Below are 25,325 nucleotides of genomic sequence, written 5' to 3' on the forward strand. Positions count from 1 at the left end.
CCGATTCTGGGGACGCTCGCCCCCGAAATCGGCATTTCCGGATGCTCAGCTACGACCCACTATGGGCAATTAACATGCCCGACTCACAGGTCGAATAAGCGGTCAACTAGGCGATCGCCGCTAAACCGGCCGCTTCGGCCAGCGCGTCAGCCTTATCGGTTTTTTCCCAAGTAAAGCCTTCGCCGTCGCGACCGAAGTGGCCGCCCGCCGCGGTGGGACTGAAGATGGGGCGTTGGAGTTGCAAGTGATTGATGATGCCGCTGGGGGTGAGTGGGAAATGCTCACGGACCAGTTCGCAAATCTTGGCATCATCCACGCGGCCGCTGCCCTGCGTATCGATGTGCACGCTGACCGGTTCGGAGACGCCAATCGCGTAAGCAAATTGAACTTCACAGCGATCGGCCAAGCCGGCGGCGACGATGTTTTTGGCGACGTAACGAGCCATGTAAGCCGCGCTGCGGTCTACCTTGGTGCTGTCCTTACCACTGAACGCTCCACCACCGTGACGCCCCCAGCCGCCGTAGGTGTCGACGATGATCTTACGGCCGGTCAAGCCGCAGTCGCCGTGAGGACCACCAACGACGAATTTGCCGGTCGGGTTGATGTGGTACTTGATATCGCCCTTAACTAATTCGGCCGGCAAACAAGGCTTGATGACTTGCTCGCGGACAAATTCCTGCAACTCTTCGTTGGTTACCGATTCGTTGTGCTGGGTGCTGACGACCACGGTGTCGATGCGGACCGGCGTGTAGCCATCATACTCGACGGTAACTTGACTCTTGCTATCAGGACGCAACCAGTCGACTTCACCTTGTTGGCGAGCTTCCGTGATGCGATTAATGACGCGATGCGCCAGAGCGATCGGCAACGGCATCAATTCTTCGGTGTCGCGACAAGCGAAACCGAACATCAATCCTTGATCTCCCGCACCGACCTCTTTGCCAGCTGCCGCGTCGGCATTAACGCCCATGGCAATGTCTGGGCTCTGCTCGTCGAGCGAGACCATGACGGCGCAGGTATCCGCGTTGATACCCATCTTATCGTCGGTGTAACCCACGCGACGAATCACGTCGCGGACGACTTTCGAATAATTCACAATCGCCTTCGTGGTGATCTCGCCGGCAATGATCGCTAAACCTGTCGTCACCATGGTTTCGCAAGCAATGCGGCTGGCGGGGTCTTGAGCGAGCAGCGCATCGACGACCCCGTCCGAGATTTGATCGGCCAGTTTGTCGGGATGGCCCATGCTGACTGATTCGCTCGTGAACAAATACTTACCGCTAGCCACAATCAAGACTCCAAAAAAGTGTTCTGAATAACTGCTGAATTCCAGCGACTTGTCTTCTCGCCCGTGTTAATTGGCAATCGCTCATATTAATTGGCAATCACCGGGAGAGAAGCTTCGGCGTGCCGCCAGTTGCGTTTGTGACCCATTATGCCAGGAATCGGTCTCGCTGTTTACCCGTGACTGGACAAAAAGTCAGCTATCGATCTCAACCAGCTCTCCGTGGCTATCGCGACAGTCGAGTTCCAGGTGCTCAGGGAACAAGCCCTCGCTGCCGAGAATTTGCACGGTCATGGTGCCACTTTCTTCCATTTCCATGATCTTGCGACGCTTGCGATTATTCAAAAACGCGGCGACTTCATCATTGACGCGGATCGTGACTCGGTGGATATGTTCGTTACGACAGGCCAGCGCCAGCATACGAATGACTTCGATCGACATGCTTTCGGCCGTCTTCACCAGCCCGCGTCCGGTGCAGCAGGGGCAATCGGTATAGATACTGCGTTCCAAGCGGGGGCGAATCCGTTGGCGAGTCATCTCGATTAAGCCGAAGGGGCTGGTGCGAAGAATTTTCGTGCGGGCACGATCGTTCTTCATGGCATCGCGAAGGGTGTGCTCGACCTTGCGGCGGTACGACTCTTTTCGCATGTCGATAAAGTCGTTGACGATCACGCCTCCCAAGTCGCGGAGTCGCAGTTGGCGGGCAATTTCCTTGGCGGCCGCCACGTTCAGGCGGAAGGCGGTTTCCTCAGCCGAATCGTCGGTGCGGAAATTGCCGCTGTTAACGTCGATGGCGACCAGTGCTTCGGTCGAATCGATGACGATCGAACCGCCTCCGGGCAAGGGCACTTTCCGTTGGTTGATCTTGGCAATTTCTTCTTCGAGGTGATATTTATGAAACAGCGGGACGCTGCCTTCATACAGTTTTAGATGGTCGGCGAAGCGTGGCATCACCATTTTTAAAAAGTCATGCGCCCGGCGATGGGCGTCGACATCATCGATTTGAATCGATTGAATCCCATCGTTGAAGATATCGCGAATGGTGCGAATGATCATATCGCTTTCTTCGTAGATCACTCCCGGTTCGGTGGTCTCTTTCAAGCGTCTAACGATCGCTTTCCAGAGTCGCAACAAGTAGTTCATATCGCGGTGCAATTCCTTACCGCTGCGCTTGGCACCGGCCGTCCGCACGATAAAGCCCAAGCCTTTGGGCGGATCCATTTCGATCAGCAATTTTCGCAAGCGACGACGATCATCATCATCTTCGATCTTACGACTGACACCGACGCGGCCCAGTGCTGGCATCAACACCAGATAGCGACCGGGGATGCTGATATAAGTCGACAAGGTGGGGCCTTTGGTGCCGATACCTTCTTTGATGACTTGCACCAACACCAAGTCGCCCCGTTTGAAGATCTCTTGGATCGGTGGTTTGATGCGGGGGCGCCCCCCTTTGAAAGCGCGGCGGTTACCGTGCCCGCTGTCGCGAGCCCGGGAAGCGGCCCGCTCGGCATCCTCATCACTTTGCCGCATGATCTCCTCAGGGTCGTAACCGCCCTGGCGAAAATATTGCGGCTCGACATCGCTAATGTGGAGAAAGCCGTTGCGGCCGACACCAAAGTCGACGAACGCAGCTTGGATGCTGGGTTCGAGATTGACAATGCGGCCCAAGTAAACATTGCCGGCAAAGGTTTCTTGGCTGGCGCGTTCGATATACAGTTCATCGAGCCGGCCATTCTCCAAAATGGCGATGCGACTTTCTTCGGGCTGGGAGACATTGATTAACATCTCCCGTTTGGTCGAGCTTTCTTCGACTGGAGTGGCGACATCGCTCCGCGAGCCACTGCGTGATCCGCTGCGTGAGCTGCCACTGCTGGAAGTGCTGCTGCCAGAATCGGCGCCGCGTCGTGTTGTTGATCCGTTTCGCATAACAAACGAGTTTCAAAAATGAGTATTTGTATGATATTAGAATGAGTCCGCAGGGCGTCCCGGAAGGACCGCCCGTGCGGGAGCTTCACCATCGAGCTCGGTACGAATTCGAATCAGTCGCGCCCCTGATTCGAGAATCCCGTTAAGCTCAAGAGCGTCCAACACATCGGTGGGACGCAAACTGGCAGTGCGACTAGCCAGCAATGTCATTTCCAGCTGGCCGTCGCGGACGACCAACTGCTGAATCTGTTCTCGCGCGCTGGCTGTGATTTGCTTGTCGTGACGCTGGAAGGTCAGTACATCGACCTCCCAAAGTCGTTTGATCCGCGCACCGATCTGGACCGCATCGAGCGGTTGGTCGGCGGGCGTTGTGAGGCGATAGTGGGCGGCCTTGAATTGGGCTTTACCACGATCGGCCGGGAGCTGGTAAACATCAGTTAAGTTCAATCCTTGAACTGAGTCTGTCTCCAGCCGCTGCCTCAATTGCTCGGCTGACGGAGACTCGACAAGTTCGAGTTCAACGACTTCGTCTTGACTTTCCATACCGAGGGCCAGCGCCGTGGGAAAGCTGATCTTGGGGCGCGGGTGAAAGCCTTCGCTCATCGCCAAGCGGACCCCCGCGCGACGCACCATCCGCTCCCACAGCCTCGTTAAATCGCGATGGCTGATCCAGCGGAGCAGCCCCGTTTTGGTAAAGCGGATTTGGTAACGATTTAGAGTCATTGCGAAATGGAACCGGATGGATGTGAGCAAATAAAATTGCACGGGTTTAACTGGGGATTAATTCGGGCGCCAGATCGCCCAAGCGATCGAGCAAATACATGTCAACTTCGCCTGCCGCGTCAAAAGTCATCACGCGTTCGGCGATCTCTTGGCATTGCTCCATGGAGACCGAACGAATCACCTTCTTCACTTTCGTCAGGGCTTGCGGCGGGACGCTCAACGAGCGGACGCCGAGTCCCAACAGCAGTAAGGCTCGCGCCGGATTGCTGCTCATCTCACCGCAAACACTGATCGAAACGTTGTGTGCCTGAGCGACTTCGACCGATCGCAAAATCAGTCGCAACACGGCCGGATCGCTCGATTGATACAGGTCGGCTACATTTTCGTTGCTGCGGTCGACCGCCAAGGTGTACTGGGCTAAATCGTTCGTTCCAATGCTAAGGAAATCGACTTCGCGAATAAATCGATCGAGCATCAATACGGCCGCGGGGACTTCGACCATCATCCCAATGGGGATATCTGTGCGGCAGGGAATCCCTTCCTCCTGTAAATCCTCGGCGACGACGTTGACCAACATCCGCGCCTGCCGCAATTCGCCGATGGTGGTGATCAGGGGGAACATCAACCAAACATCCCCATGCACGGCCGCCCGGAGTACGGCCCGCAACTGGGGACGAAACAGCGATTGATTTTTCAGGCTCAAGCGAATGGAGCGAAGCCCCAGAAATGGATTGTGCTCGGCTTGATCGGGTGCCCGCCGCCCCACTTTGTCGGCTCCCAAATCGAGCGTGCGGATCACGACCGGTCGCCCCGGCATCGCCTTGACAACTTGCGAGTAGGCTTCGTAGTGGTCCTCCTCGGTCGGCTCTTCTTCCCGAGTCAAGTAGAGAAACTCAGTGCGGTACAAGCCCACGCCGTCGGCTCCCCGCTCCAGACAGGCGGCCACTTCGTGGGGAAATTCAATATTCGCCGAAAGCTGGATCGTGACACCATCGGAGGTTTCGGCCGGCAGCTGAGCCAACTCGCTCAGTCGTTCCAGCAACGCTCGCCGGCGAACCATTCCTTCCTGGTAGCGGTCAAGCGTCTCGGCATCGGGATCGAGGATGATAATTCCCCGCTCGCCGTCGACGATGACTTGCATGCCGACGGTTACGTTGTCGATGAACGACCCAATCCCGACCACGGCGGGCAACTCTAGCCCCTTAGCGACGATCGCGGTGTGACCGCCGGGCCCCCCGGTCTCGGTGGCAAAACCGAGTACGCGACTACGGTCCAAACCGGCCGTCTCGCTGGGGGTCAAGGCGCGGGAGAAGACAATCGATGACTCGGACAACATATCCAAGCCACGGCGATTGACGGCCCCCAGTTGATGCAGCAGATGCCGCTCGATATCGAGCACGTCCTCGGCCCGTTCGGCCAACAGGGGATTCCCCAATTTCCGCAGTGCGGTGGCGTAGGAGTGCATGACTTGGCTGACGGCATAGTCGGCCGCTTGGCACATTTCCAAGACGCGACGTTTGAGTTCCGCGGTCAACCGCGGGTCGCGGAGCATCTGCAGTTGGGCGGCGAAGATCGCGGCGGTCGAATCATTGATTCGCCGTGCGGTTTCCTGCTGGTTGGTCTCCAGCAAGCGCGCGACTGCCTCGACGGCAGCCAAAAGGCGATCGTACTCAGCGGCCGAGGCGGCCTGAGCAACGTGACATCGTGGAATACTGTAACCTTCGTCATCCAGCACTACGGCTGGACCGATGGCGACTCCCGATGAGACTGGGATTCCGTGAAACTGTTCCATCGCGGGGCGACACCGGACTGTCTGTCCCAAATCGCGGCTCTGATGCTCGCCAGGCGAGCATCAGACCAACGACCGCAAACCAAGCTTGGCCGGGGGTCGGTGTGGCAAGCGGGACTCAGCGGTGTCATCATTCATCATTGTGCGGGTGTGCGGCGAAGGGACGGCGGTCACTCGGACTCCGATCCCTCCAATTCAAAAAAGCCGTGATCAAAAAGTTCTGCGATCGCCTGGATCGCTTCGGCCGCGTCGCAGCCCTCGGCGGTGAGGTTTAACTCAGTGCCTTGGGCGGCACCGAGGGTCAAAATGGAAAGGATACTTTTGCAATCCGCCATCTGGCCCTCACGGCCGAGCAAAACTTGACATGTGTACCGGCTGGCTTGCTTGACCAACAGGTCCGCCGGTCGCAGGTGCAGCCCTTGCGGATTGCGCACGACGACGGTTCGCTGGAGGGTCTCAGCATTCATAGCAGTCGTGTTGCCTTGTTAGGTGGCAAACTGATTGTTATCAGCTTCTTCCAGCAACTGCTGGATATCGTCTGTCGATTTCGCCTGCTTGAGGAAACGACAAAAACTGTCGTCACGCAGCTGGCGAGAAATGTTTTCCAGCGCTCGCAAATGGTCGCCAGGACGTTCCGGGGGACTGACCAACAAGAAAAATAGCTGGACTTTTTCCCCGTCGAGGCTGTTAAAGTCGACTCCGTCGGCACTCACGCCCACGGTCCCAACCAATTTCTGGACACTCGGATGCTTGGTGTGCGGGACCGCTACGCCCCGCCCAATACCCGTGCTGCCTAATTCCTCGCGTTTCAGAATCGCGGCAACAATGTCATCCCTCTCATCCGGATTGACATCCCCGGAGTCCATCAACGATTGTACCAATTCGCTGATGACCGATTCCTTATCGTCGGAGGTTAACTCCGCGCGAATCGCTTTTGTGCTAATAAAGTCGGCAAACTTCATTTGGGAAGTATTCCTTGTTTGAATTGTCTACGGTGCCCGCTCGGACACCGTTTGACTCAAGTCGCGTCATCCTCGAGGGGTGCGTCTAAGTGCTTGAGCCCTGTGGCGTGGTGTCCGGTTTTCTTTTCTTTTGCCCGCCGAAGTTGCTGTTCCATCTTCGGAATCGCCAGATCGAGTGCGGCGATCACGTTGGAAGCCTCCGCCGAAGCAACAAATTGCCCTGCCTGCTCCGCCGATACGATTACCTCGACGACCGGGCTGTCCAAATGCTCCAAGTTTGCCGTCACTTCAATCGCGTTAACGCGGTCAAATAAACGACGCAATTTGGTGACTTTCGCCTCAATAATGGCTTGGTCGCCAGCTTGAAGACTGCCGTGTCGGGCCGAAACGCTGATCTGCATCGGAGTAGAAACTCCCAGAGCTACGGGAAAAAGAGGATGGATGAACAAGTTTGCTGTATCGATTTCCCAGCATACGCCAGCGGGGCCTCGACAGGAAGTCAAGGATTCTAAACATCCCGGCTCGACGAACCAAGGTGGATCACAAATTTGTTACACGAATTAGAACCATGCGGGGGGCGAGTTTGAAAAGCCGTAGGCTAATCGCTGCTCGGCAACAATCAACCCAATGCCTCGCCCCTCTGCTAACAATACCCCGCTGGTTCCTCGTAGGGGCCAAAAAACAGAGTTTTCCAACCGTATCCGCCCGAGCCGGCAGGCTCAATCCTTTTACCTTGGCGACTAGGGATGTGTATATAGTCCCAATGGAGGTCCAGCAACGAAGCTGGCGAATTCTGCTACGCTTTTACGCCTCTTGCGAACCAACTTGCGTATATTCTCTGAGTCGCATCCAGAAGCGATTTCCGGATTCATTCCACCGATTTTTGGATACATTCCACCGATGGCTGACCCAACACCCCCCTTCGAGCACGGCCCGGCGAGCGACAAAGGCTCCAGGAATCGCTCCCAGAAAAAAAAAGGGCGGAACAAGCGGTCGCGTCAGCAAAACCGACATAACCGCGGAACGTCAACCGCCCCGAACGAACCCCGCCCCCAATCCAGGCGGCGGCTGTGGGGGCTGCTAGCGGTGCTGCTGCTACTTGGCGGCGTACTGTGGTGGAGCGGCCAACTCGGTGCGTTGCCCCGCACTTGGGCCCAAAAAGAAATCGTGCATCACCGCTTTGCCGCAGCGACCGAGTGGCTCGAGTGGGCCCAGCGGCTGGCCCCCCGCGACCCTCGCAACGCCCTGCTGGCGGCTCGCATCGCCCGCCACCAAGGCGATCTCGATGCGCTCACCTTCCAGTTGGGACAAGCGGGTGACTGGGGAGCCGACGAGGAAGAAACGGCACTCGAACGCGACCTGGCGCTGGCCCAAGCGGGAGAGCTCGACGTCGTCGAAGAACGCTTGATCGCGCGTTTGGCTGGTCCCAATCCCGACGCGGCGGCGATCAGCGACTCACTGGCGAACGGACTGGCTGCGGTCGGGCGGTTTGACGAAGCGGCCAGCGTTTTGTTTGCCTGGCGAGACGATTTTTCCAGCGACCCGCGTTGCGATTATCGCCTCGGCCGCATTTACGAACACCAAGAACGCTATGATGAAGCCGAGGCCAGCTACCTGCGCACGCTGGAAAAATCGCCCCAGTTCTACCCGGCGATCTTCAGTTTGGGACGCGTGATGATGCACCAACGTCGTGTCGAAGACGCGCTCGAGCAATATCGCCGCTGCCTGGCAATGGAAAACCCGGCGGCGGCAAAAATCGAAATGGCTGTGGCTTACAAATCGCTCGGCCGTGGCGAAGAAGCCAGGGAACTGCTGCAAGCGGTGCTCGAACTGGGCCGCGCCGCACAAACCGAATCGTATCGCCGGGTGGACGAAAATCCCGATGGCTTTCGGGCCGCCGCCGAGTATGGTCGCCTGGAGGCCGACGCGGGTAATTTTGAGCTGGCTGAACCTTGGCTGCGAGCCGCCCTCAAAGATAACCCGCTCGATTTGACCGTCCGCTATTCCCTCGGCGTCACGCTCCGCGGCCTGGGGGAAATCGAACAAGCCGAAGCGCAATTTGAGCGGGTGCGAGCGGCCCGCGATGCGATGGGAGTGGCCAACGCCCTGAACGAACGGATTAAACGTGACCCGGCCGATGTCGACGCGCGATTCGAGCTCGGTCAATTGGTGCTGGAACACGAGTCCGAGCGGATCGGACTCTACTGGCTCCGCTCCATCTTCGCGTTCGACCCCGATTACCAGCCCGCCCACGCCTTGCTGGCCGATTACTACGCTCGCAAATTAGCAGCCGAACCCGATTTGCGCCCCCTGATCTCCTATCATCGCCGCCGCGCCGCCGAGCTGGCCGCCCCCCCCTCCCAAGCGAACCCCTGACTCATGCGTTACAACCTGTTTTGTTGGCCCGTAACTGGCGCAACCCTAACTGGCTGGCTGATTTGCTGCTTGCTGCTGATCTCGCCCGGTTGCAATCGCCAGCCGGTTGCCGATGCCGAATCTGCTGCCGGCGACACCCGGGACGCGACCGGCACAGCGACAGGCCCGGCAGCCGATGGAGCGGCAGCGTCTCCGGTCGACTTTACTGACGTGACGGCGACCACGGGAGTTACCAGCGTATATCGCAACGGCGAGGAGGGGTTGCAACGGAGCATCGTCGAGTCGCTCGGTGGTGGCCTGGGGATGTTTGATTTCGACTTGGACGGCCAGCTCGATCTGTTCTTTCCCGGTGGTGGCCAGCTAATTCCGAACCAGCCACTTCCCGGCATCGCGGCCACCTTGTGGAGGAACCAGGGGGGGCTCAAATTTAGCGAAGTTGCCCAACCGGCCGGCACCACGGCAGCCCGCCACTACACCCACGGCTGCGCGATGGCCGACTACGACAGCGACGGATTCGATGACATTCTAGTAACCGGCTACGGTGGCTTGACGCTGTTCCGCAATCAAGGCGACGGGACCTTCGTGGAGTGTGCCTTGAGCAGCGGTCTGACAAGCCAAAAATGGAGTTCCAGCGCGGCTTGGGCGGACCTTGATGGCGATGGTCACCTCGATATCTTTATTACCAATTACGTCGACTGGTCCTGGGAGAAAAACCCGCAGTGCTTTACCAGCGGGGAACAGCGCGAGATCTGTTCGCCCCAAGACTTTGCCCCCCAAGCCGATTTGGTTTACTTCAACTCGGCAGACGGCGGATTTCGCCCAGCCGACGCGGAGATCGGTATTCGCGACGCCGGTAAAGGGCTCGGCGCGGTCGCCGTCGATGTCAACTTGGACGGGGCCATCGATGTCTACGTGGCCAACGACACCACCAATAACTTGCTGTTCATGAACGACGGGCAAGGCAACCTCAAAGAAGCGGGCGTGATCAGCGGCACGGCTTATGACCAACGGGGCGTGTCCAACGGCAGCATGGGGCTGGCGGTGCTCGATTACGACAACAACTTGCAGCCCGATCTGTGGGTGACCAACTACGAAAACGAAACGTTCGCGCTCTACCATAACGACGCGGAGGGGATGTTTCGCTGCTTGACCGAGCGCACCGGGATCACGGCCCTCGGTTCGCTATACGTCGGTTTTGGCACCGTCGCGGCTGACTTTACCCGCCAGGGCCACGAGGACATTGTGGTTTCTAACGGCCACGTCATGCTCTATCCGATCTATTCCGAAATCGCCCAAGTGCCCCTCTATCTGCGCAACGACGGACGCGGGCGCATCTCCCGCGTGCTGTTTCCCCAAGACTCGTATTTCAGCGGCGGGCACCGGGGCCGCGGCGTGGTGACGGGGGACCTCGATGGCGACGGCAAACTCGACTTGGCCTTTTCCCACGTCAACGAACCGGCTGTGATTCTCAAACAGACCACCGAGCTGTCAGGGAACTGGTTGGCGATTGACCTGGTGGGCGTCCAGCAAAATCGCAACGCGATCGGCGCCCGCGCCATCTTAGAAACTTCCGGGCGCAAATTATTACGCACCGTGGTCGGCGGTGGCAGCTACTTGTCGCAGTCACCTTACACGATGTGGTTTGGTTTCCCGGCGGGCGAAACGATCGAGCGACTAACGCTGGTCTGGCCGGGCGGGCAGACGCAACAAATCGCCAGCCCGCAGATGAATTCACGACAAACCTTGATTGAGCCCCGCGAGCAGGCGGGGCCCACTCAAGCCACAGATTCCAACTAGGCCGCAAAGTTTTTGGCGACTTGATCCCAGTTAACGATTTTCCAAAAAGCGGCAATGTAATCGGTGCGTCGATTTTGGTATTTGAGATAGTAAGCATGCTCCCAAACATCGATGCCCAAAATGGGCGTTTGCCCCATTGATAGCGGGCTATCTTGGTTGGCCGTGGAAACGACGGCCAAACGCTGGCCATTTTTCACCAGCCAAGCCCAGCCGCTGCCGAATCGCGTCGCGGCCGCTTTGTTGAATTCAGTTTGAAAGTTTTCCAGCGACCCGAAGCTGGCTTTGATCGCTGCGGCCAACTCGCCGCCGGGAGCCGACGGTCCTCCCACCGGTTGCATGATTTTCCAAAACAGCGAATGGTTGGCGTGTCCGCCACCGTTGTTCCGCACGGCCGTGCGAATCGCTTCGGGAAGCGCGTTCAAATCTTTCAGGATCGACTCAACCGAGTGCTTAGCCAACTCGGGATGCCCCTCGAGCGCCGCGTTGAGCTTATTCACGTAACCTTGATGGTGCTTGGTGTGGTGGATCGTCATCGTTTGCTGGTCAATCACCGGTGCCAACGCGTCGTAGGCATAAGGGAGCGCCGGCAACGAAAAAGTGGCGGCGGAGGCATCTTGAGCCGACGCGTGCCGCAAGGAACCACCCACCAATCCGGCGGCAGCCAAAGCAGCCGAGCCGGCGGCAAGAAAGTGACGACGGTTGAGCGAAGAAGCAACTCGACTCTGGGAATGCTGTACGGACATCAAAATCACCCCGTGTGAAAATCAAGGAAAAACGAACTAGACTGCGGTATTCACTTCCAATCCCTCAGAAAACCAGCCAAAAACGGCCCGGCACCGCGGCAATTCCCGCAGCGACTGACGGTGTTCGAGTGGCCACAGCATTTTAACAGACCGCAAAGCCCCGCCTAGGCATTCAACGGCACTATACAGGCTGATGCATAGCCTTTGCAAATAGATGGCGATTCGCTAAACTGCTCGCGGACCAACGGTCGAAAGTGTCTTTAGGGATCAGCCGAGCGGAGCAAAGGTGATGGCGGTGGAACAGCAGAATAGCCTCGGCGATACAGCCCAGCAGTTGGCGTGCGGCACTACGCCCCCCAATTGCTGCCAACATGCGGCGAGCAGCCGCAAACTGGCCGATCGCTGGGGGATCCTCTGCTCGGCCAGCTGTGCCATCCACTGCGCGATCACACCTTTGCTGCTGGTCGCCCTGCCCACGATTCCCGCGCTATCCTTTCTAGCCGATCCGCTGGTGCATCAAGTGGCCGCCGTGGTGTGCGTCGCTTTGGTGATTGAGGCCATCCTGCCTCGTTGGCATTATCATCGCAATTGGTTGGTGGTGACGTTGGCCAACAGCGGTTTGGCGATGCTGCTGATCTCCGCGTTCTTGCTCCCCGACCAATGTTGCCAGACCGCTCGCGACCTGCCCATCCTCTCGTCGCAGGTGGCCGCCGCAGAGAGACCTGCCGCAGAGAGACCTGCAGAGAGCATCTTTACGGCAACCGCAACGCCAACTTCCAGTTTGACGTTGCGGCTGGCCAGTTGGTCTGCGGCTAATGAAGCCGAAACGCTAACGCAACTTCCGCAAACACATCGCCAGCCTTGGGGCCGGTCGCTGCTGACGGAAACGCAGCTGCGATCCGTTTTCGGTCCGTGGCTCAGCCAATTCTTGCTCGCTGGCCAGCCTTTTTTCTCGCCCCTCGGTGGCCTGCTGCTGATCCTGGCTCATTGGCTGAACCTTCGCAGCGCGGGAAGTTTTATCGGCTCACGGTAATCTCGGCTCACGGTGATGTGGCCGGACCTAGGTTGGGAAAAATCGTGATCGAGCGTTTGATGGCCGAGGGATCAATCTCGCGACAACGCTCAAGCGCCTCGGCGGCAGCCGGTAAGGGGCAGGCTCTCAAATAGTTGGCCACCGGCACGCGCACGAAGGGATTTTTGTCATCCGCTTTGGCGTACAGTTCGACCATCCGGTCGACGTGCCGCCAATCTTCCATGCGAGCCAAATCGGGAATGATCAAATCGGCCAAGTCGCTAGAACGCAGCAAGCCGCTCATCGCGGTAACCAGCTGCTCGCGGGAAAATACTTGGATCTCCTGGGCATGCACGCGAAGTGCGAGCACGGCGGCGTAGGTGTCGGGATAATCGGTCTTTTCGTTAAGCAAGAACTCCTGCTCAACGAACTTCAGCGCCTCGTCGCCGCCCAAGACGAGGTAACATGAAATGGCGGCGTCCAAGCCAATCGTTTGTTCACTGCCGCGACGTCGCTTGAGCAACTTTTGCTTGAGCCACTGAGCGTCCTCCGGTTTGCCGCACAGGCTCATCAAAGTCCAGTACAAGCGGCGGCGATTGATGGGGGTTTCCTCGAGTTCGATCCGCCGCATGATTTCGGCGCGATCGAGCAGCGGTTTGACGGCGTCTAACTCGGCCAACGAAGCGCGGGCAAACTCGTTGTAAGCATCGTCAGCAATAATTTGCTCAGTAGCGAACAAATGATCGAGAAAGAACCCCATGCGTTGCTTGTCGGTCGCTGCGGGACCGGGAAGATTAAGCACATATTTCTGCACCACCTCGGGCAAGCGATCCGAAGGGGCCCAATCCAAAATACCAGCTTCGACAAACCCCAGCAGCAACACCACATCGCCTGCTTGATGCGGTCGCAGGGAATGCACCTTGACCTCCGTTCCGACAGCCAGCCGATACTCGGCCACCTCCTCACTCGACTTCAGCACGTGATGAACACGAAAAGTGTGCTGGGGCAAATAATCGGGCGAGCCTTCCAAATTGGCCGACAAGCAGACAGCCAGCACGGCCGACGGGGCACTGCTTAATTGCTCGGAAAATGAACTGGAGAGCGCGTCACAGAACGGACAAGCCGCCGCCGGTGAAGCCCACAGACTGACGACCAGCAACCAGGCGGCTGGGCCAAACCCGAGGGATCGCAGCCCGGGAGTTTGCAGCCCGGGAGATCGCCGCAAGGGGTTAAAAAGTGTCCGGCAAGGGGACGAGCATTTATCCATGGAAACACGCGGGGCGGGTGGGCAAGCGGGAAACAGAACGACAGCGATCTCCCTCAACGATAACTTATTTCTCGCACAATATTTGCACTTACATCTTCGCGTCAACAGCTGGCTAATTGCCTTGCTGGAGGCAAACGGCGAGAGCCGCTGCGTGATTATCAGCGGCATTCGTTGCAGTGGCCGCGGAGTAAAATTTCGGTAATCTCACCGACTTGACTGCTTTCGCGGAGGCTACCGGCGGTCAGTTTGACATCATCGAGACACGACACGTTGCCGCAATCAACGCAGACGAAATGGGGATGCCCGCCACTATCTTTGGCGTCCGGATTGATCGCTTCAAACCGCCAGACGTGGTCGCCCAACTCGGTGCGGCGGAGCAGACCGGCTTCGGCCATATCATTTAAGTTGCGGAAGACCGTTGCTTTGTCGACACCGGTACCCGCCAGATGCTCAGCCACCAGGGCGTGGGTCACCGGGGAAGTCGCATTCCTCAAAAAAGCAAGCGTCGCCATCCGAGCTGGTGTGGCGCGTAATCCAGCGCGGCGGATTTCCAGCTGAATTTCTTCCATCGAGGCAGACAATTCGCTCATCGAGTTACCTAAAGGGGGCTGTATTTAAGCGGGAATGGAGCGGGAAAGAGTACGTCATTTTATGTTGGTCAGCACACGCGGGAAACAATCGCAGTCTAATTCGAGTGGCTCATTTGAGTGGCTTTTGATCAGTGACTCATTCCATGGCATGCAGCAACGCGTTGGAAACGAGTTGGGAAATATGTTCATCGGCCAAAGCATAATAAACTCGCTTGCCGACTCGGCGGGAACGGACAATGCGTTCACTCTTGAGCAACCGCAGTCGCTGAGAGATCGCCGGCATCGGCTCGTCCAACAACTGAGACAGGTCCGACACGCAGTATTCGGACCGTTTCAACAAATCGAGCATCCGCAACCGGCGGGGGTCTCCCAGGGCACGGAAAATAGCCGCCGCCCGCTCGTAAGCCTCGTCATCAAGTTCCTGCCCAGGACTCTGCCCCGCTTCTTGCTGAGGAGCTGGCAAATTTGGCTGAGCGGCGGCAACGCAGTCCCCCAACGTCATTGCCGGCGGTGTCATTGCCGGCGGCGGCGGTGTGGCCACTGCCACAACTGCTTGGTCGAGCTCTCGATTGGCGACTTTGTTGTTCAATTGCATAGTTCTGCAAATATACAACTGAGCAGCGTGGAGTCAAGTCGGCAAATGCTGCTCTCCCTAGGCGATTCGGGTGCAATCACCTACGATTTCTTGGAACGACTCCTTAGCCCACTTCCACCGTGGTCGCGCCCCGATGTCTCGTCCTGAAATCCTGCTGGTTGTCTACTGCCTCCTCATCATTGCCTCGTCAGTTGCCGGCGGGCGACTGCCGCGTTTGATGCAGATGACCCACTTGCGGACGCAATTGCTGATGAGCGGCGTGGGGGGCTTGATGCTGGGGATTGCCATGTTGCATTTGCTACCGCACGCCACGGAAATCCTCCGCTCGTCGGCGAAAAGCGGCGCGGCGGCTCTGATCGGCCTGATCGGCATGTTCTTGGTCATCCGCATCTTCCACACCCACAGCCACGATGTGATCTCCGAGCCGGGCGGTTGTGGTGGTCATGATCACGGCCATCATGACCACGACCATCAGCACCACGATTACTCCGATGATCAACAACAGCCCGACACCGAACGCTTGCGGGAACGGGGCATTGGTTGGATGGGGATGTTCTTCGGGCTGGCGATGCACACGCTGATCGATGGCGTGGCGTTAGCTAGCAGCGTGATTGCCGACTCGCAACATACCGTCTGGTTGGGGCTGGCCGGACTGGGGACATTTCTCGCCGTGGCACTCCACAAACCGCTCGACGCCTTTGCGATCACCTCCGTGATGAAACGCCAAGGTTGGTCGACCTCCGCCCAAAACCTGGCCAACCTGCTCTTCTCGCTGGCTTGCCCGCTGGGGGCGGCTGGTGTTTATTTTGGTGCCAAAGTGTTGTTTGCGGATGGCCAATTTCTCGGCTGGGGCTTGGCCATCTCGGCAGGTTTTTTCATCTGCATCGCGCTGGCCGATTTGCTTCCCGAAGTGGCTTTCCACAATCACGACCGTGGTAAACTGACCGCCGCCCTGCTGCTGGGGGTCGCCATCGCGTTCGGATTGGAAAACCTCCCCGGTCATGAACATCAAGTCGGTACTCCCGCCGCCCACGACCACGATCATGCGCACGACCACGATCACTAACTGGAGACATGATGATTTTGACACCGAGACGGCTCGCTAGTTCGGCGATCATCGCCGTTGGTTTTTTTGTCAGTTCAGCCGTTGCCCAGGTTCCCGCCACCGAAGTTTCGCAGAGTGCTGGAGTCTCGCAGACCGCCACTGGCTCTGGCTCTCCCAAATGGTTCAAGGGAAATTTGCACACCCACACCCTTTGGAGCGATGGCGATGACTTTCCGGAAATGGTTGCCGATTGGTACCGACAACATGGTTACCACTTCCTCGCACTTTCCGACCATAACATCCTCAGCCAAGGCATGAAGTGGATGCCGCTGGACAAGATCGCCGCTCGCGGCGGCAGCGAGGTGTTTCCCAAATATGTCGCGCGCTTTGGCGAGGACTGGGTCGAGACGCGAGGCAGCCAAGCGGAAGGGAACTTGGAGGTTCGCTTAAAGCCGCTGGGCGAAGTCCGCGCTTTGGTGGAAGAAGCCGATCGCTTTTTGATGATCCCTTCGGAAGAGATTACCGACAAAGGCGCACACATCAACGCCACCAATATTCACACCGTGATTCAACCGCAGGGAGGCAGCACCGTCCGGGAAACGATTTATAACAACCTCCGCGCCGTGTCAGCACAAGCTCAAGAGCTGGGACGCTTGATCGTGCCCCACCTGAATCATCCCAACTTGGGCGATCGCGGGATTTCTGCTGAGGATCTGGCGGCTTTGGTGGAAGATGAATTTTTTGAAGTCTGGAATGGCGTTGATCAAGATGGTGACTTGGGCAGCCCCCGCCGTCACAGCTTGGAAGCACTCTGGGACATCACTAGCACTTTGCGTATCAGCCAACATCATGCTCCACCACTCTATGGACTGGCGACCGATGATAGCCACAATTATCACGGCAAAGAAAAAGCCTCACCCGGACGAGGCTGGATTATGCTGCGGGCCAACCGTTTGACTCCCGAGTCGGTTTTGCGAGCCATGCAGCGAGGTGACTTTTACGCCTCCACCGGAGTCGAGCTCGAGCGAGTTGACTTTGATGAGACAAGCGGTCGCTTGACGATTCACATCAAGCCCGCCGGCGATGCGATTTTTACCACTCAGTTCATCGGCACTCCGGTCGATTTTGATCAAACCACGCGGCCGCGGATCGACTCCGAATCGGGCGAACCCCAGGGCGATATCTTGGATTACTCGGCAGACGTTGGCAAAGTCTTTGCCACGGTTATGGGGCCCCAAGCTAGCTACCAATTAACGGGCCAAGAATTATACGTGCGGGCCACGATCACCAGTGACCAAGCACCGGCGAATCCGACCAGCGAAAGCCCTCTGCAAAAGGCTTGGACGCAGCCGGTGGGCTGGAAACAACACCTTTCTTCCGCCGAATAGAGTTTCGGCTGATATAGCCGAAAGACTTATGTCGAGGTGCTCAGCCGCGCAAATATTGCTCGGCTTGTTCGGCCTTCCTCAGCAGGTAAGGAACATGCTCGCGAGTTGATTCGATCAAGCGGTTGAGTTGCCGCAATTGCTCGTTAAACTCAGCCGCGAATTTCTTCTGCTGTTGGTCGCGCCATGTTTGTTCGAGCTGGTTCATCTGGCTCGACAACGCGGTGGCTCGCTGTTGTAACTCCTCCGAGAAGATTTTCAAGTTTGCCGCGAAACGACGGAGTTGTTCGGGATCGACGATCGCTTGATTCATGAGCCGGGCTGCGGGGGCTGGGAGGAAGAAGGCTGCGAGGAAGAGGAGGATGAAGGGCGCGTGGCTGGTGGTGGATTGGCGGGAGCCTGCGGCAATTCGCCAAGTGGGCTATTAGCAGCGGCTTGTTCGGTAGCAGATTGTTCAGCAGCAGCTTCGCTTTCCGCCTGCCGCAATGCTTGCTGATAGATCTCAGCCGAGGCCACCAAGCCTAAATTCGTGGCGATGCTGCAGGCCGCTCGCATGGCAACCACGCGGAGCTTGGCGGGCGCCGGCGCGGCTCGCCGCAACGCGGCGCGGCGATAAGACGCCAGTGCTTCCAGATGGCGTCCTAAAGTTTGTTGACATTGCGCTTGGATGAGATTGGCCTGGGCCGCTTCGGCTTCGTGCTCCGAGGCCGCCGCGACCGCTTCAATCGCCTCTTCGTAATCGCCTAAATCTCGCAACGCTTCTCCCAACACCACGCGGAGCCGAGTGGCCGAAGGGTCGCGCGCCAAACGATCCCGACACACTTCAACCCGGCGGCAAGCCCAATCAGTTTGCGCCCGTTCCAACTCACGGTCCGCCTCGGGTGTCTTCACCCGGGCGGCCATCTCTCGCACGTCGCGGAGTTGCTGTAGGGCCCGCGCAAGACGCGCTTCTTCCAATTGCCAGAGCACCTCAGCATGCTCGGGCTCCACCTCCAAAGCCGCTTTGAGCACGCGAGTCGCTTCCACGCTACGGCCCGATTGACGATAAATTGCTGCCAATTCCAAGTAAGCATCCATGTCGGCTGGCCGATCCTTAATGAACCGCTCCAGCTCTTGCCGTCGCTCCAAAGGTGGCATTCGCGGCCCCAACGCGGCCGCCTCCTCGTCCGCGGTTTTGTCTTGCGGCACCCCCTTTCGCAACAGCTCCTCGGGAGCCAGGGGACGCCACACGCCGCCCTCCAACGGGCTGCGTGGCGGGCGCTCGGCAGAACCTGCTGGGGGATCGGATGCTGTCATCACGGCGACACTCAACGAGGAACGAGAGAAAAGGCGGCGGGTTCAGTCTCTGCGCCGCGAACTTCATTTTAACCTAATTTTTGCTCGCCGCTGTAGGGGAAATCCAGCCTTCGCAATTCGCCGCCCCGCAAAAGTGCCGAGAGTGCGCGTGAGTGGCACCGCCAGGGGATTACACTCCTCGCACTCCCTTGACAAACCTTATTTTGTGTACAATGTAAAATTTTAACGGCGGAGATTCTCTGCGAAAACCGCAGAGAACCACTTGCTCGGCGAAACGTAGCAAAGTTAGTGAAATTCAATCAGCAACGGGTTGCCGTGAATAAACCGGTGCGGGCAACACCCGGCGGGGTCAGTTTGACGACGTTGTCGCGACCGTTTTCTTGCTGTATGGTTGAACGCAAGCTGTATGGTTGAGCAAATCATTTATCCACTCTTTCCTGCGGAAGCATGTGACATGCTTCTGAATTGGTAGCACCTTGAAAGTTCCTGAGCGTATCAAACCGCTAATCGAAGACGGACTCGTCGACCAGGTCTTGGGCTCATTAATGAGCGGTAAAGAGGCCCAGGTCTTTCTTGTGCGTTGCGGCGAGGAAATTCGCTGCGCCAAGGTCTACAAGGATATTGCCAAACGGAGTTTCAAGAACGCGGTCCAGTATCAGGAGGGGCGGGAGGTGCGGAACAGCCGCCGCCAACGGGCCATCGACAGCCGCTCCAAATTTGGCCGCGATCAGCAGGAAGTCGTCTGGCAGCAGGCGGAAGTCGACGCTTTGTATAAGCTGGCCAAAGCCGGCGTTCGCGTCCCCAAGGCGTATGGTTTCATCGATGGCGTATTGTTGATGGAATTGATCACCGATGCCGATGGTGACGTGGCACCGCGGCTGAACGACATCACGATGTCAGCCGAGCAAGCACTCAAAGATCACGCCAAGGTCATGAATTACGTGCTCCGCATGCTGTGCGTGGGGCTCGTACACGGCGACCTTTCGGAATTCAATGTGCTGCAAGAATCAGCCGGCCCGGTGATTATTGACTTTCCCCAAGTCGTCAACGCGGCGGGCAACAACAACGCCAAATCAATGCTGCAGCGGGACGTGCGAAACATCACGCAGTATTACGCCCAGTATGCCCCGCAGCTGGCCGAGACGCATTACGCCGAAGAGATGTGGGAACTGCACGAGAAGAGCATGTTAAAACCAGATCTAAAGCTGACCGGCAAATTTAAATTCTCCACCAAGGCGGCCGACGTCGATTCAGTACTCAACATGATCGACTTTGCCTACGAAGAAGAACTGGAACGGCAACAACGCTTGAAAAACGGCTGATCGTTTCCAGCGTTTCATTAGTTTCAGCCCTCAATCTGTTGATTCTCATTCACTTCGTTCGTTTTCCCAGCCCGCTGCGGGTGGCCACGGCGACGGTGGGATCCTCTGGCCAATCGTGTTTGGGATAGCGGCGGCGGAGTTCTTTGCGGACTTCGATATAAGTGGACCGCCAAAAATTCCCCAGGTCCTGAGTGACTTGGACTTCACGATGATTGGGAGCTAAAATCCGCAGCAGCAAAGGTTGGCGTCCGCCAGCCACGCGGGGAGTTTCCTGCCAGCCAAAAATCTCTTGTAAACGAACTTTGATCGAGGGCGCAGCCGGATCGTCGTAGTCGATGTTGATTTTTTTCCCGCTGGGGACTTCGATGGCGACGGGGGCTAATTGGTCGAGTCGACGGGCCGTCTCAAAGCCGAGTTGAGCTTTCAGGTAGTCGACCCAAGGGGCTTTGCGAACCTCTTCCAACGCCAGCTTGCCTTGGCAAATCGCGACGGCGGTGGCTTGCAGCGTGACCTCGTCGATCGCGGTAAAGCCCTCGTCGGGAAGCTGTTTCGCCAAAAAATTAGCCCGCGCGACCCACTGCGTTAGCTGAGGTTGATCGGCCGGATAGGCCAGCTGCCAATTGGCGATCACCTGTTCCGCCAAGATCGCCGCGGCCTGTTCGGAATCGACCACTTCGCTGGGGGTTTCCTGGAGCATCAGATCGAGCCAATAGTCACGTCGGCGGCCGACCACGCGTCGCTGCGAAGGATGAAAGAAGCATTCATCTTGCTGGCTGAGATGCGGCTCGGTTAACCACTCGGGCGAGATCGGCACGGCCCGGCGAACATCGGCATCGCGATGTTTGCGGAGCACATTGATGCAGAGAAAATAAGGGATGTCGCTGGAGATCGACGGGTCCTTGAGGTGGACACCCGTGTTGCCCACCATCAGTCCCCGCTCGCTCTGCGGATGTCGCCGGCGAGCCAACCGATCGGGAAAGGCGATCAGCAAGGCTTGCCCCAAACGGTCAGCGGTCGTCTGTTCCGAAAGCTGGCTGGCATCCGAATTCTGGCTGGTGGCGGGTGGAGTGACCGAGGTTTCGCTGAGTTGTTTGAGTGCCGTGAGAAATTGGCGGCTCGCTTGTCGCACTGCGCGTCCCGCGGAACCAGCGATTGCTTGGTCGGGGGCACCCTCAATCCAGGCTTCCAACCGCAGCACGCGATCGGCAAAATTGGCTTCGGTCAAACCGAGCAGACGGAGTTCGTCCCAGGGTAGTTGAGGGCCGCTGCCGTCGACAAAGGGATCGCGTTCCGCCAACATTGCGGCGCAGATGGCGGCGGTCCGCGGAATTCCCAAATCGACACCGGCCAGCATCAAACGACCGAGGCGGGGATGTGCCGGCAGCATCAGCAATTGCTTGCCCAACTCGGTGATCTTGCCAGCAGCCATGGCTCCCAGACGCTCCAGCAGCAGTGTCGCCGAGGCTACCGCTTCGGGCCGCGGCGGTGTCAGCCAAGGAAACGCCAACACATCGTGCTCGCCCCAACCAACCAACTGCAACACGGCGGCCGCCAAATCCCCACGTTCGATTTCCGGCACATCGAAGGGAGCGCGCGAGCGGTGCATCATCTGCATCCACAACCGATAGCAGACACCAGGTTGCGTGCGGCCTGCGCGTCCGGCCCGTTGATCGGCGGCGGCTTGGGAGATCGGTTCAACATCGAGGCGTTGCAGCCCGAGATTGGGATCGGTTCGCGATATTCTGGCTTGCCCGCTGTCGATCACGCAGGTGACACCTTCGATGGTGATCGAAGTTTCCGCCACGTTGGTCGAGAGCACGAGTTTGCGATGCGTGGCGGGAGCCAGCACGCGGTCTTGCTTGTCGGGGGGCAAATCACCGTAGAGTTGCAAGACTTCGACGCCGGCCAACCATTTGGCCCCGCGGATCTGACGACTGAGTTGGCGAATTTCTCCCAAGCCGGGGAGAAACACCAACACATCGCCGGAGGTCGCCCGCAAGGCCTCAGGCAACACTTGAGCGACTTGGTCGCTGATCGGCGCCTTGTTACGTTTTTCCGCGTAGCGAATGTCAACCGGAAACATGCGTCCGGGGCTGGCAATCCAGGGAGCCTCTTGCAAGTACGCGGCGATCGGCTGGGCGTCGAGCGTGGCGCTCATCACGACTAGTCGCAAGTCTGCTCGCAGTTCCCGTCGCAAGCGTTCCAACATGCCCAAACACAGATCGGCTTCCAGCGATCGCTCGTGAAACTCGTCGAGCAAGACGGTTCCAAAGGCATCGAGGCAAGGGTCTGAAAGCAACCGTCGCAACAGCACTCCGTAAGTCATCACCACGATTTCAGTCTGCCCGCCCCACTGGCGATCCATCCGCACTTGATAGCCCACGCGTTGGCCCAGCGGCGTCGCGAGCAATTGGGCAATCCGGGCCGCCACGGCGCGAGCCGCCATCCGCCGTGGTTGCAGCAAGAGAATTTTGCCTTGGCCGGGAAAAGCGGTCAGCAGACGAGGCGGGATCAGCGTACTCTTACCAGCTCCGGGAGGGGCCGCAATAACCGCTCGCCCCTGATCTTGCAGGGCAGCCACGATCTGCGGCATGACGACTTCCACCGGCAGTGGTTCGGGCTCACGCGGGCCCCCTTGCTCACGCGGGCCCCCTTGCTCACGCGGGCCCCCTTGCTCACGCGGGCCCCCTTGCTCACGCGAGCCCTCTTGCTCACGCGAGCCCCCTTGCTTTGACGACCGATTCATTGCGAGCCGTCTGCCTCCGCGAGCGCATCGCGAATCAAGCCGGCCGTCGCATCGAGCGCCTCGACCGACAACGTGTGGCCGCCGGTAAAGGGATGGAACTCGACTGGCACCCCGGCCACTTTCAACAACTCATAAAGTGCTTCGGCACCGATGAATGGGAGAATGGGATCTTGCGATCCATGACTCTGCACCGTGGGCGTGTTGATCAACCGCATGGCTGCCGCTTTCCAAATTGTTTCGCAGAGCAGCGCTCCAGAATAGAGAAACAATCCGGCGGGCGGATCGCTAACGCCTCTCGCGGCCACATCCATCGCCAACATCGCCCCTTGAGAAAACCCACCGAGCACTAACTTCTTTTTGTCGCTGCCCAGCTCGCTTAGCATCTCTCCAACCGCTCCGCTGACAGCCTCGCGAGCCACATCCATTCCGGGCGGTTCGTGGGTTCGCAGTTCGGAGATGTCCCGCGCTTCGACCGCTTCCAACAGTCGCTGCATATTCAGGGGCCACCAAGCGCGTCCGCCGGGAATCCCCATCGCGTCGAGCGAATGCAATGCGGCCGGAAAGACAAAGCGAACTTTCTCCGCTGCGGCACCTAAGACTTGCGTCCATTCACCCGCGATCGGCACCAAGTCCTCGCCGGGTGCACCGTAACCATGGAGCGTGACAACCAATACTTCGGGAGCATCCCCGCCGTCGACTTGCAAACAGTTCAAATCGCCATAGCGGACACGAGTAGCCATTGGGGGCATGCAAAAGCCTTTGGAACGAATGGGAAGTGGGCCTTTAGGGTAACCAACGGCGACGCAACAAAAACGCCAGCAGGTTGACACTAGCGAAGAAAGCCACTCCGAGCAACGTGGCAGCGCCCAAAGTCCCAATCAAGTCGGCCGTTTTCTGCAGCGCGCCCCACTCGGTCATGAGTGTCCCCAAGCCGTTATATTTCGAGCCGCTGCCGACGAAAAAGTCGCCGATGATGGCTCCCACGACCGCCAGCCCGCTGCTGATCCGCATCCCCAACAACAGGTTGGGAATTGCCGCCGGAATTCGCAATTTGAGTAACGTTTTCCAGCGGCCCGCGCGATAGACGCGAAACAAATCGGCCCGGCTTTGCTCGACCGCCACCAGGCCGACCGTGACGTTGCTGATGATCGGAAACAGACTAATGATGACGGTAATGTAGACGACGGTGGAAAACTCGTAGCCAAACCAATTAATCAACAGCGGTGCGATGGCGATGATCGGTACCGTTTGCAAAAAAATCACGTAGGGATAAAAGGCGTTGCGAATGTGACGCGATTGACTGAATGCCAACGCGATCAACGACCCGCCAATCGTGCTGGCCAGAAAGCCAGCCAAGGCGGCGCGTCCCGTTACCCAAGTGGCCGTCATCAAGGTGGCACGATTCTCCCACGCCGATTTGGCGACCTCGCCGGGAGCTGGCAAAAGTATCGGATGGATGCCCGACCAGCGGACTCCTAAATGCCAGACAAGCACGAACAAAATGGCCACCGCGACCACCGGCAACGCGGCGATCATCAAGCCCGCAACACCAGCGGGCCGCGCCCGCTGACCAATAACAGTAGCTGGCTGCCTGCGCTTAGCTGATTGGCTGAGATTAGCTGATTGGCTGAGATTAGCTGATTGGCTGGCTGCTTTCTGTTGCTCGCTCATCGCACCGCCTCCCGCAACGCTTCGGCAACCTCGGCGTATAGATCCGTGAAATGCTGAGTGCGGCGGGGGTCCGCGTGGCCTTGGTGCTGCAAATCAATGTCCATCTCAGTGGCAACCCGCCCCTGTCCCATCACGACCAGATGGTCGCTGAGCAGGATCGCTTCATCGATGTTGTGCGTTACCAAGACAATGGTGCGGGCCCGTTGTCGCCACAGCTCCAACACCAAATCTCCCAGCCTTCGCCGGAGGATGTCATCGAGCGCCGAAAACGGTTCATCCAGCAGCAACACCGAGGGATCGGTCGTCAGGGCGCGGGCAATCGAAACCCGCATCCGCATTCCGCCGGAGAGTTCGGCAGATAGTTTTTGCCAATCGGATTCGGCCAGCCCCACTCCCCGCAACTGCTGGGCGGCCAACTCCCGTCGCGGCTGTTTGCCCAGTTGTCCTAACAATTCGAGCGGCAGCAGGACATTCTCCCAAGCAGTTCGCCAGGGCAGCAGCGCGGCGTCCTGAAAAACGTAACCCAGCTCACCAGGTGGTAGCTGGGGGCGGCTGGTCCCGGGGGTCTGAAACGCGATCGAGCCGGAAGTGGCTGGCTGCAAACCGGCGACGGCTCGCAACAAAGTGCTCTTCCCACACCCCGAAGGGCCCAAGATCGCCGTGATCCGGCCGGGGGCGAGCGAAAGTGAAACGCGATCGAGGGCAGCTTGACCCGCAAAGGCTACGGTGACTTCGCTGAGCCTGATTGAAACAGGCTCGCCATTATTCGCTGTGTCCGATTCCACCAAAGCA

23 protein-coding genes are annotated in these 25,325 nt (G+C 58.3%); 6 read left to right on the forward strand and 17 right to left on the reverse strand.

Going from position 1 to position 25,325, the window contains the following annotated elements; genetic code table 11:
• Positions 1 to 106: 106 nt before the first annotated feature.
• From metK to hpf, 7 genes are all read right to left on the reverse strand, one after another.
• A complete protein-coding gene (metK, locus tag SH139x_RS23350) occupies positions 107 to 1,288 on the reverse strand; it encodes a methionine adenosyltransferase (protein WP_488352168.1) in 1,182 nt (393 codons plus the stop codon).
• A gap of 192 nt (positions 1,289 to 1,480) precedes the next feature.
• On the reverse strand, positions 1,481 to 3,073 hold the full coding sequence (locus SH139x_RS23355; RefSeq protein ID WP_488356067.1) for an Rne/Rng family ribonuclease: 1,593 nt from the start codon (positions 3,071 to 3,073) through the stop codon (positions 1,481 to 1,483).
• Positions 3,074 to 3,250: 177 nt separating this feature from the next.
• Entirely contained in the window at positions 3,251 to 3,937 is a 687-nt protein-coding gene (locus SH139x_RS23360; protein WP_488352169.1) for a TIGR03936 family radical SAM-associated protein, read from the reverse strand.
• 46 nt (positions 3,938 to 3,983) lie between these two features.
• Complete coding sequence (gene ptsP, locus SH139x_RS23365; RefSeq protein WP_488352170.1) at positions 3,984 to 5,729, reverse strand: phosphoenolpyruvate--protein phosphotransferase; 1,746 nt, start codon at positions 5,727 to 5,729, stop codon at positions 3,984 to 3,986.
• Between the two features lie 167 nt (positions 5,730 to 5,896).
• Positions 5,897 to 6,193 (reverse strand): HPr family phosphocarrier protein, encoded by a 297-nt coding sequence (locus SH139x_RS23370; RefSeq protein ID WP_488352171.1) that lies wholly within the window; start codon positions 6,191 to 6,193, stop codon positions 5,897 to 5,899.
• A gap of 18 nt (positions 6,194 to 6,211) precedes the next feature.
• Entirely contained in the window at positions 6,212 to 6,688 is a 477-nt protein-coding gene (locus SH139x_RS23375; protein ID WP_488352172.1) for a PTS sugar transporter subunit IIA, read from the reverse strand.
• Positions 6,689 to 6,744: 56 nt separating this feature from the next.
• Entirely contained in the window at positions 6,745 to 7,089 is a 345-nt protein-coding gene (gene hpf / locus SH139x_RS23380; protein WP_488352173.1) for a ribosome hibernation-promoting factor, HPF/YfiA family, read from the reverse strand.
• A 499-nt stretch (positions 7,090 to 7,588) separates the two neighbouring features.
• Between hpf and SH139x_RS23385 the strand changes: the two genes are divergently transcribed.
• Both SH139x_RS23385 and SH139x_RS23390 read left to right on the forward strand, forming a co-directional pair.
• The gene (locus SH139x_RS23385) at positions 7,589 to 9,064 is read left to right on the forward strand and encodes a tetratricopeptide repeat protein (RefSeq protein ID WP_488352174.1); all 1,476 of its coding nucleotides are present in this window, start codon (positions 7,589 to 7,591) and stop codon (positions 9,062 to 9,064) included.
• 3 nt (positions 9,065 to 9,067) lie between these two features.
• A complete protein-coding gene (locus tag SH139x_RS23390) occupies positions 9,068 to 10,861 on the forward strand; it encodes a CRTAC1 family protein (protein WP_488352175.1) in 1,794 nt (597 codons plus the stop codon).
• Here SH139x_RS23390 and SH139x_RS23395 read toward each other — a convergent pair.
• Positions 10,858 to 11,604, reverse strand: coding sequence for a superoxide dismutase (locus SH139x_RS23395; protein WP_488352176.1), 747 nt, complete (start codon positions 11,602 to 11,604; stop codon positions 10,858 to 10,860). The genes SH139x_RS23390 and SH139x_RS23395 overlap by 4 nt on opposite strands.
• A gap of 295 nt (positions 11,605 to 11,899) precedes the next feature.
• Between SH139x_RS23395 and SH139x_RS23400 the strand changes: the two genes are divergently transcribed.
• Positions 11,900 to 12,637 (forward strand): MerC domain-containing protein, encoded by a 738-nt coding sequence (locus SH139x_RS23400; protein WP_488352177.1) that lies wholly within the window; start codon positions 11,900 to 11,902, stop codon positions 12,635 to 12,637.
• A 7-nt stretch (positions 12,638 to 12,644) separates the two neighbouring features.
• On the opposite strand, the gene SH139x_RS23405 is transcribed toward SH139x_RS23400, so the two are convergent.
• The 3 genes from SH139x_RS23405 to SH139x_RS23415 form a co-directional block, all read right to left on the reverse strand.
• Complete coding sequence (locus tag SH139x_RS23405; RefSeq protein WP_488352178.1) at positions 12,645 to 13,841, reverse strand: hypothetical protein; 1,197 nt, start codon at positions 13,839 to 13,841, stop codon at positions 12,645 to 12,647.
• Positions 13,842 to 14,041: 200 nt separating this feature from the next.
• Positions 14,042 to 14,473 (reverse strand): Fur family transcriptional regulator, encoded by a 432-nt coding sequence (locus SH139x_RS23410; protein WP_488352179.1) that lies wholly within the window; start codon positions 14,471 to 14,473, stop codon positions 14,042 to 14,044.
• 136 nt (positions 14,474 to 14,609) lie between these two features.
• Entirely contained in the window at positions 14,610 to 15,068 is a 459-nt protein-coding gene (locus SH139x_RS23415; RefSeq protein ID WP_488352180.1) for an ArsR/SmtB family transcription factor, read from the reverse strand.
• Between the two features lie 133 nt (positions 15,069 to 15,201).
• Between SH139x_RS23415 and SH139x_RS23420 the strand changes: the two genes are divergently transcribed.
• Positions 15,202 to 16,134, forward strand: coding sequence for a ZIP family metal transporter (locus SH139x_RS23420; protein WP_488352181.1), 933 nt, complete (start codon positions 15,202 to 15,204; stop codon positions 16,132 to 16,134).
• Positions 16,135 to 16,142: 8 nt separating this feature from the next.
• Positions 16,143 to 17,501, forward strand: a complete 1,359-nt coding sequence (locus tag SH139x_RS23425) for a CehA/McbA family metallohydrolase domain-containing protein (RefSeq protein WP_488352182.1) — start codon at positions 16,143 to 16,145, stop codon at positions 17,499 to 17,501.
• 40 nt (positions 17,502 to 17,541) lie between these two features.
• Here the strand turns inward: SH139x_RS23425 and SH139x_RS23430 are convergent, their stop codons facing one another.
• Together SH139x_RS23430 and SH139x_RS23435 are read right to left on the reverse strand one after the other, a co-directional pair.
• A complete protein-coding gene (locus tag SH139x_RS23430; protein ID WP_488352183.1) occupies positions 17,542 to 17,811 on the reverse strand; it encodes a WXG100 family type VII secretion target in 270 nt (89 codons plus the stop codon).
• Positions 17,808 to 18,794, reverse strand: coding sequence for a tetratricopeptide repeat protein (locus SH139x_RS23435; protein ID WP_488352184.1), 987 nt, complete (start codon positions 18,792 to 18,794; stop codon positions 17,808 to 17,810). The genes SH139x_RS23430 and SH139x_RS23435 overlap by 4 nt, the downstream gene beginning before the upstream one ends.
• Before the next feature lie 476 nt (positions 18,795 to 19,270).
• Here SH139x_RS23435 and SH139x_RS23440 point away from each other — a divergent pair, with 476 nt between their 5' ends.
• Complete coding sequence (locus SH139x_RS23440) at positions 19,271 to 20,116, forward strand: PA4780 family RIO1-like protein kinase (protein ID WP_488352185.1); 846 nt, start codon at positions 19,271 to 19,273, stop codon at positions 20,114 to 20,116.
• 49 nt (positions 20,117 to 20,165) lie between these two features.
• On the opposite strand, the gene hrpB is transcribed toward SH139x_RS23440, so the two are convergent.
• From hrpB to SH139x_RS23460, 4 genes are read right to left on the reverse strand one after another with little or no spacing between them, the layout of a single operon-like run.
• Positions 20,166 to 22,862, reverse strand: a complete 2,697-nt coding sequence (gene hrpB, locus SH139x_RS23445; RefSeq protein WP_488352186.1) for an ATP-dependent helicase HrpB — start codon at positions 22,860 to 22,862, stop codon at positions 20,166 to 20,168.
• Positions 22,859 to 23,602 (reverse strand): alpha/beta hydrolase, encoded by a 744-nt coding sequence (locus SH139x_RS23450; protein ID WP_488352187.1) that lies wholly within the window; start codon positions 23,600 to 23,602, stop codon positions 22,859 to 22,861. Before SH139x_RS23450 ends, hrpB begins: the two co-directional genes overlap by 4 nt.
• Before the next feature lie 43 nt (positions 23,603 to 23,645).
• A complete protein-coding gene (locus SH139x_RS23455) occupies positions 23,646 to 24,533 on the reverse strand; it encodes an ABC transporter permease (RefSeq protein WP_488352188.1) in 888 nt (295 codons plus the stop codon).
• On the reverse strand, positions 24,530 to 25,318 hold the full coding sequence (locus SH139x_RS23460; RefSeq protein WP_488352189.1) for an ABC transporter ATP-binding protein: 789 nt from the start codon (positions 25,316 to 25,318) through the stop codon (positions 24,530 to 24,532). Before SH139x_RS23460 ends, SH139x_RS23455 begins: the two co-directional genes overlap by 4 nt.
• Positions 25,319 to 25,325 lie beyond the last annotated feature (7 nt).

The sequence above is a fragment of the Kothea flammea genome (assembly GCF_052161645.1).
GTDB lineage: Bacteria > Planctomycetota > Planctomycetia > Pirellulales > Pirellulaceae > Laterigemmans.

Bases quoted from the DNA above. Each gene is read 5' to 3' on its own strand.
- SH139x_RS23355 (WP_488356067.1), bottom strand. From the start codon at position 3,073: ATGTTAATCAATGTCTCCCAGCCCGAAGAAAGTCGCATCGCCATTTTG.
- SH139x_RS23360 (WP_488352169.1), bottom strand. From the start codon at position 3,937: ATGACTCTAAATCGTTACCAAATCCGCTTTACCAAAACGGGGCTGCTC.
- ptsP (WP_488352170.1), bottom strand. From the start codon at position 5,729: ATGGAACAGTTTCACGGAATCCCAGTCTCATCGGGAGTCGCCATCGGT.
- SH139x_RS23370 (WP_488352171.1), bottom strand. From the start codon at position 6,193: ATGAATGCTGAGACCCTCCAGCGAACCGTCGTCGTGCGCAATCCGCAA.
- SH139x_RS23375 (WP_488352172.1), bottom strand. From the start codon at position 6,688: ATGAAGTTTGCCGACTTTATTAGCACAAAAGCGATTCGCGCGGAGTTA.
- hpf (WP_488352173.1), bottom strand. From the start codon at position 7,089: ATGCAGATCAGCGTTTCGGCCCGACACGGCAGTCTTCAAGCTGGCGAC.
- SH139x_RS23385 (WP_488352174.1), top strand. From the start codon at position 7,589: ATGGCTGACCCAACACCCCCCTTCGAGCACGGCCCGGCGAGCGACAAA.
- SH139x_RS23390 (WP_488352175.1), top strand. From the start codon at position 9,068: ATGCGTTACAACCTGTTTTGTTGGCCCGTAACTGGCGCAACCCTAACT.
- SH139x_RS23395 (WP_488352176.1), bottom strand. From the start codon at position 11,604: ATGTCCGTACAGCATTCCCAGAGTCGAGTTGCTTCTTCGCTCAACCGT.
- SH139x_RS23410 (WP_488352179.1), bottom strand. From the start codon at position 14,473: ATGAGCGAATTGTCTGCCTCGATGGAAGAAATTCAGCTGGAAATCCGC.
- SH139x_RS23415 (WP_488352180.1), bottom strand. From the start codon at position 15,068: ATGCAATTGAACAACAAAGTCGCCAATCGAGAGCTCGACCAAGCAGTT.
- SH139x_RS23420 (WP_488352181.1), top strand. From the start codon at position 15,202: ATGTCTCGTCCTGAAATCCTGCTGGTTGTCTACTGCCTCCTCATCATT.
- SH139x_RS23425 (WP_488352182.1), top strand. From the start codon at position 16,143: ATGATGATTTTGACACCGAGACGGCTCGCTAGTTCGGCGATCATCGCC.
- SH139x_RS23430 (WP_488352183.1), bottom strand. From the start codon at position 17,811: ATGAATCAAGCGATCGTCGATCCCGAACAACTCCGTCGTTTCGCGGCA.
- SH139x_RS23435 (WP_488352184.1), bottom strand. From the start codon at position 18,794: ATGACAGCATCCGATCCCCCAGCAGGTTCTGCCGAGCGCCCGCCACGC.
- hrpB (WP_488352186.1), bottom strand. From the start codon at position 22,862: ATGAATCGGTCGTCAAAGCAAGGGGGCTCGCGTGAGCAAGAGGGCTCG.
- SH139x_RS23450 (WP_488352187.1), bottom strand. From the start codon at position 23,602: ATGGCTACTCGTGTCCGCTATGGCGATTTGAACTGTTTGCAAGTCGAC.
- SH139x_RS23455 (WP_488352188.1), bottom strand. From the start codon at position 24,533: ATGAGCGAGCAACAGAAAGCAGCCAGCCAATCAGCTAATCTCAGCCAA.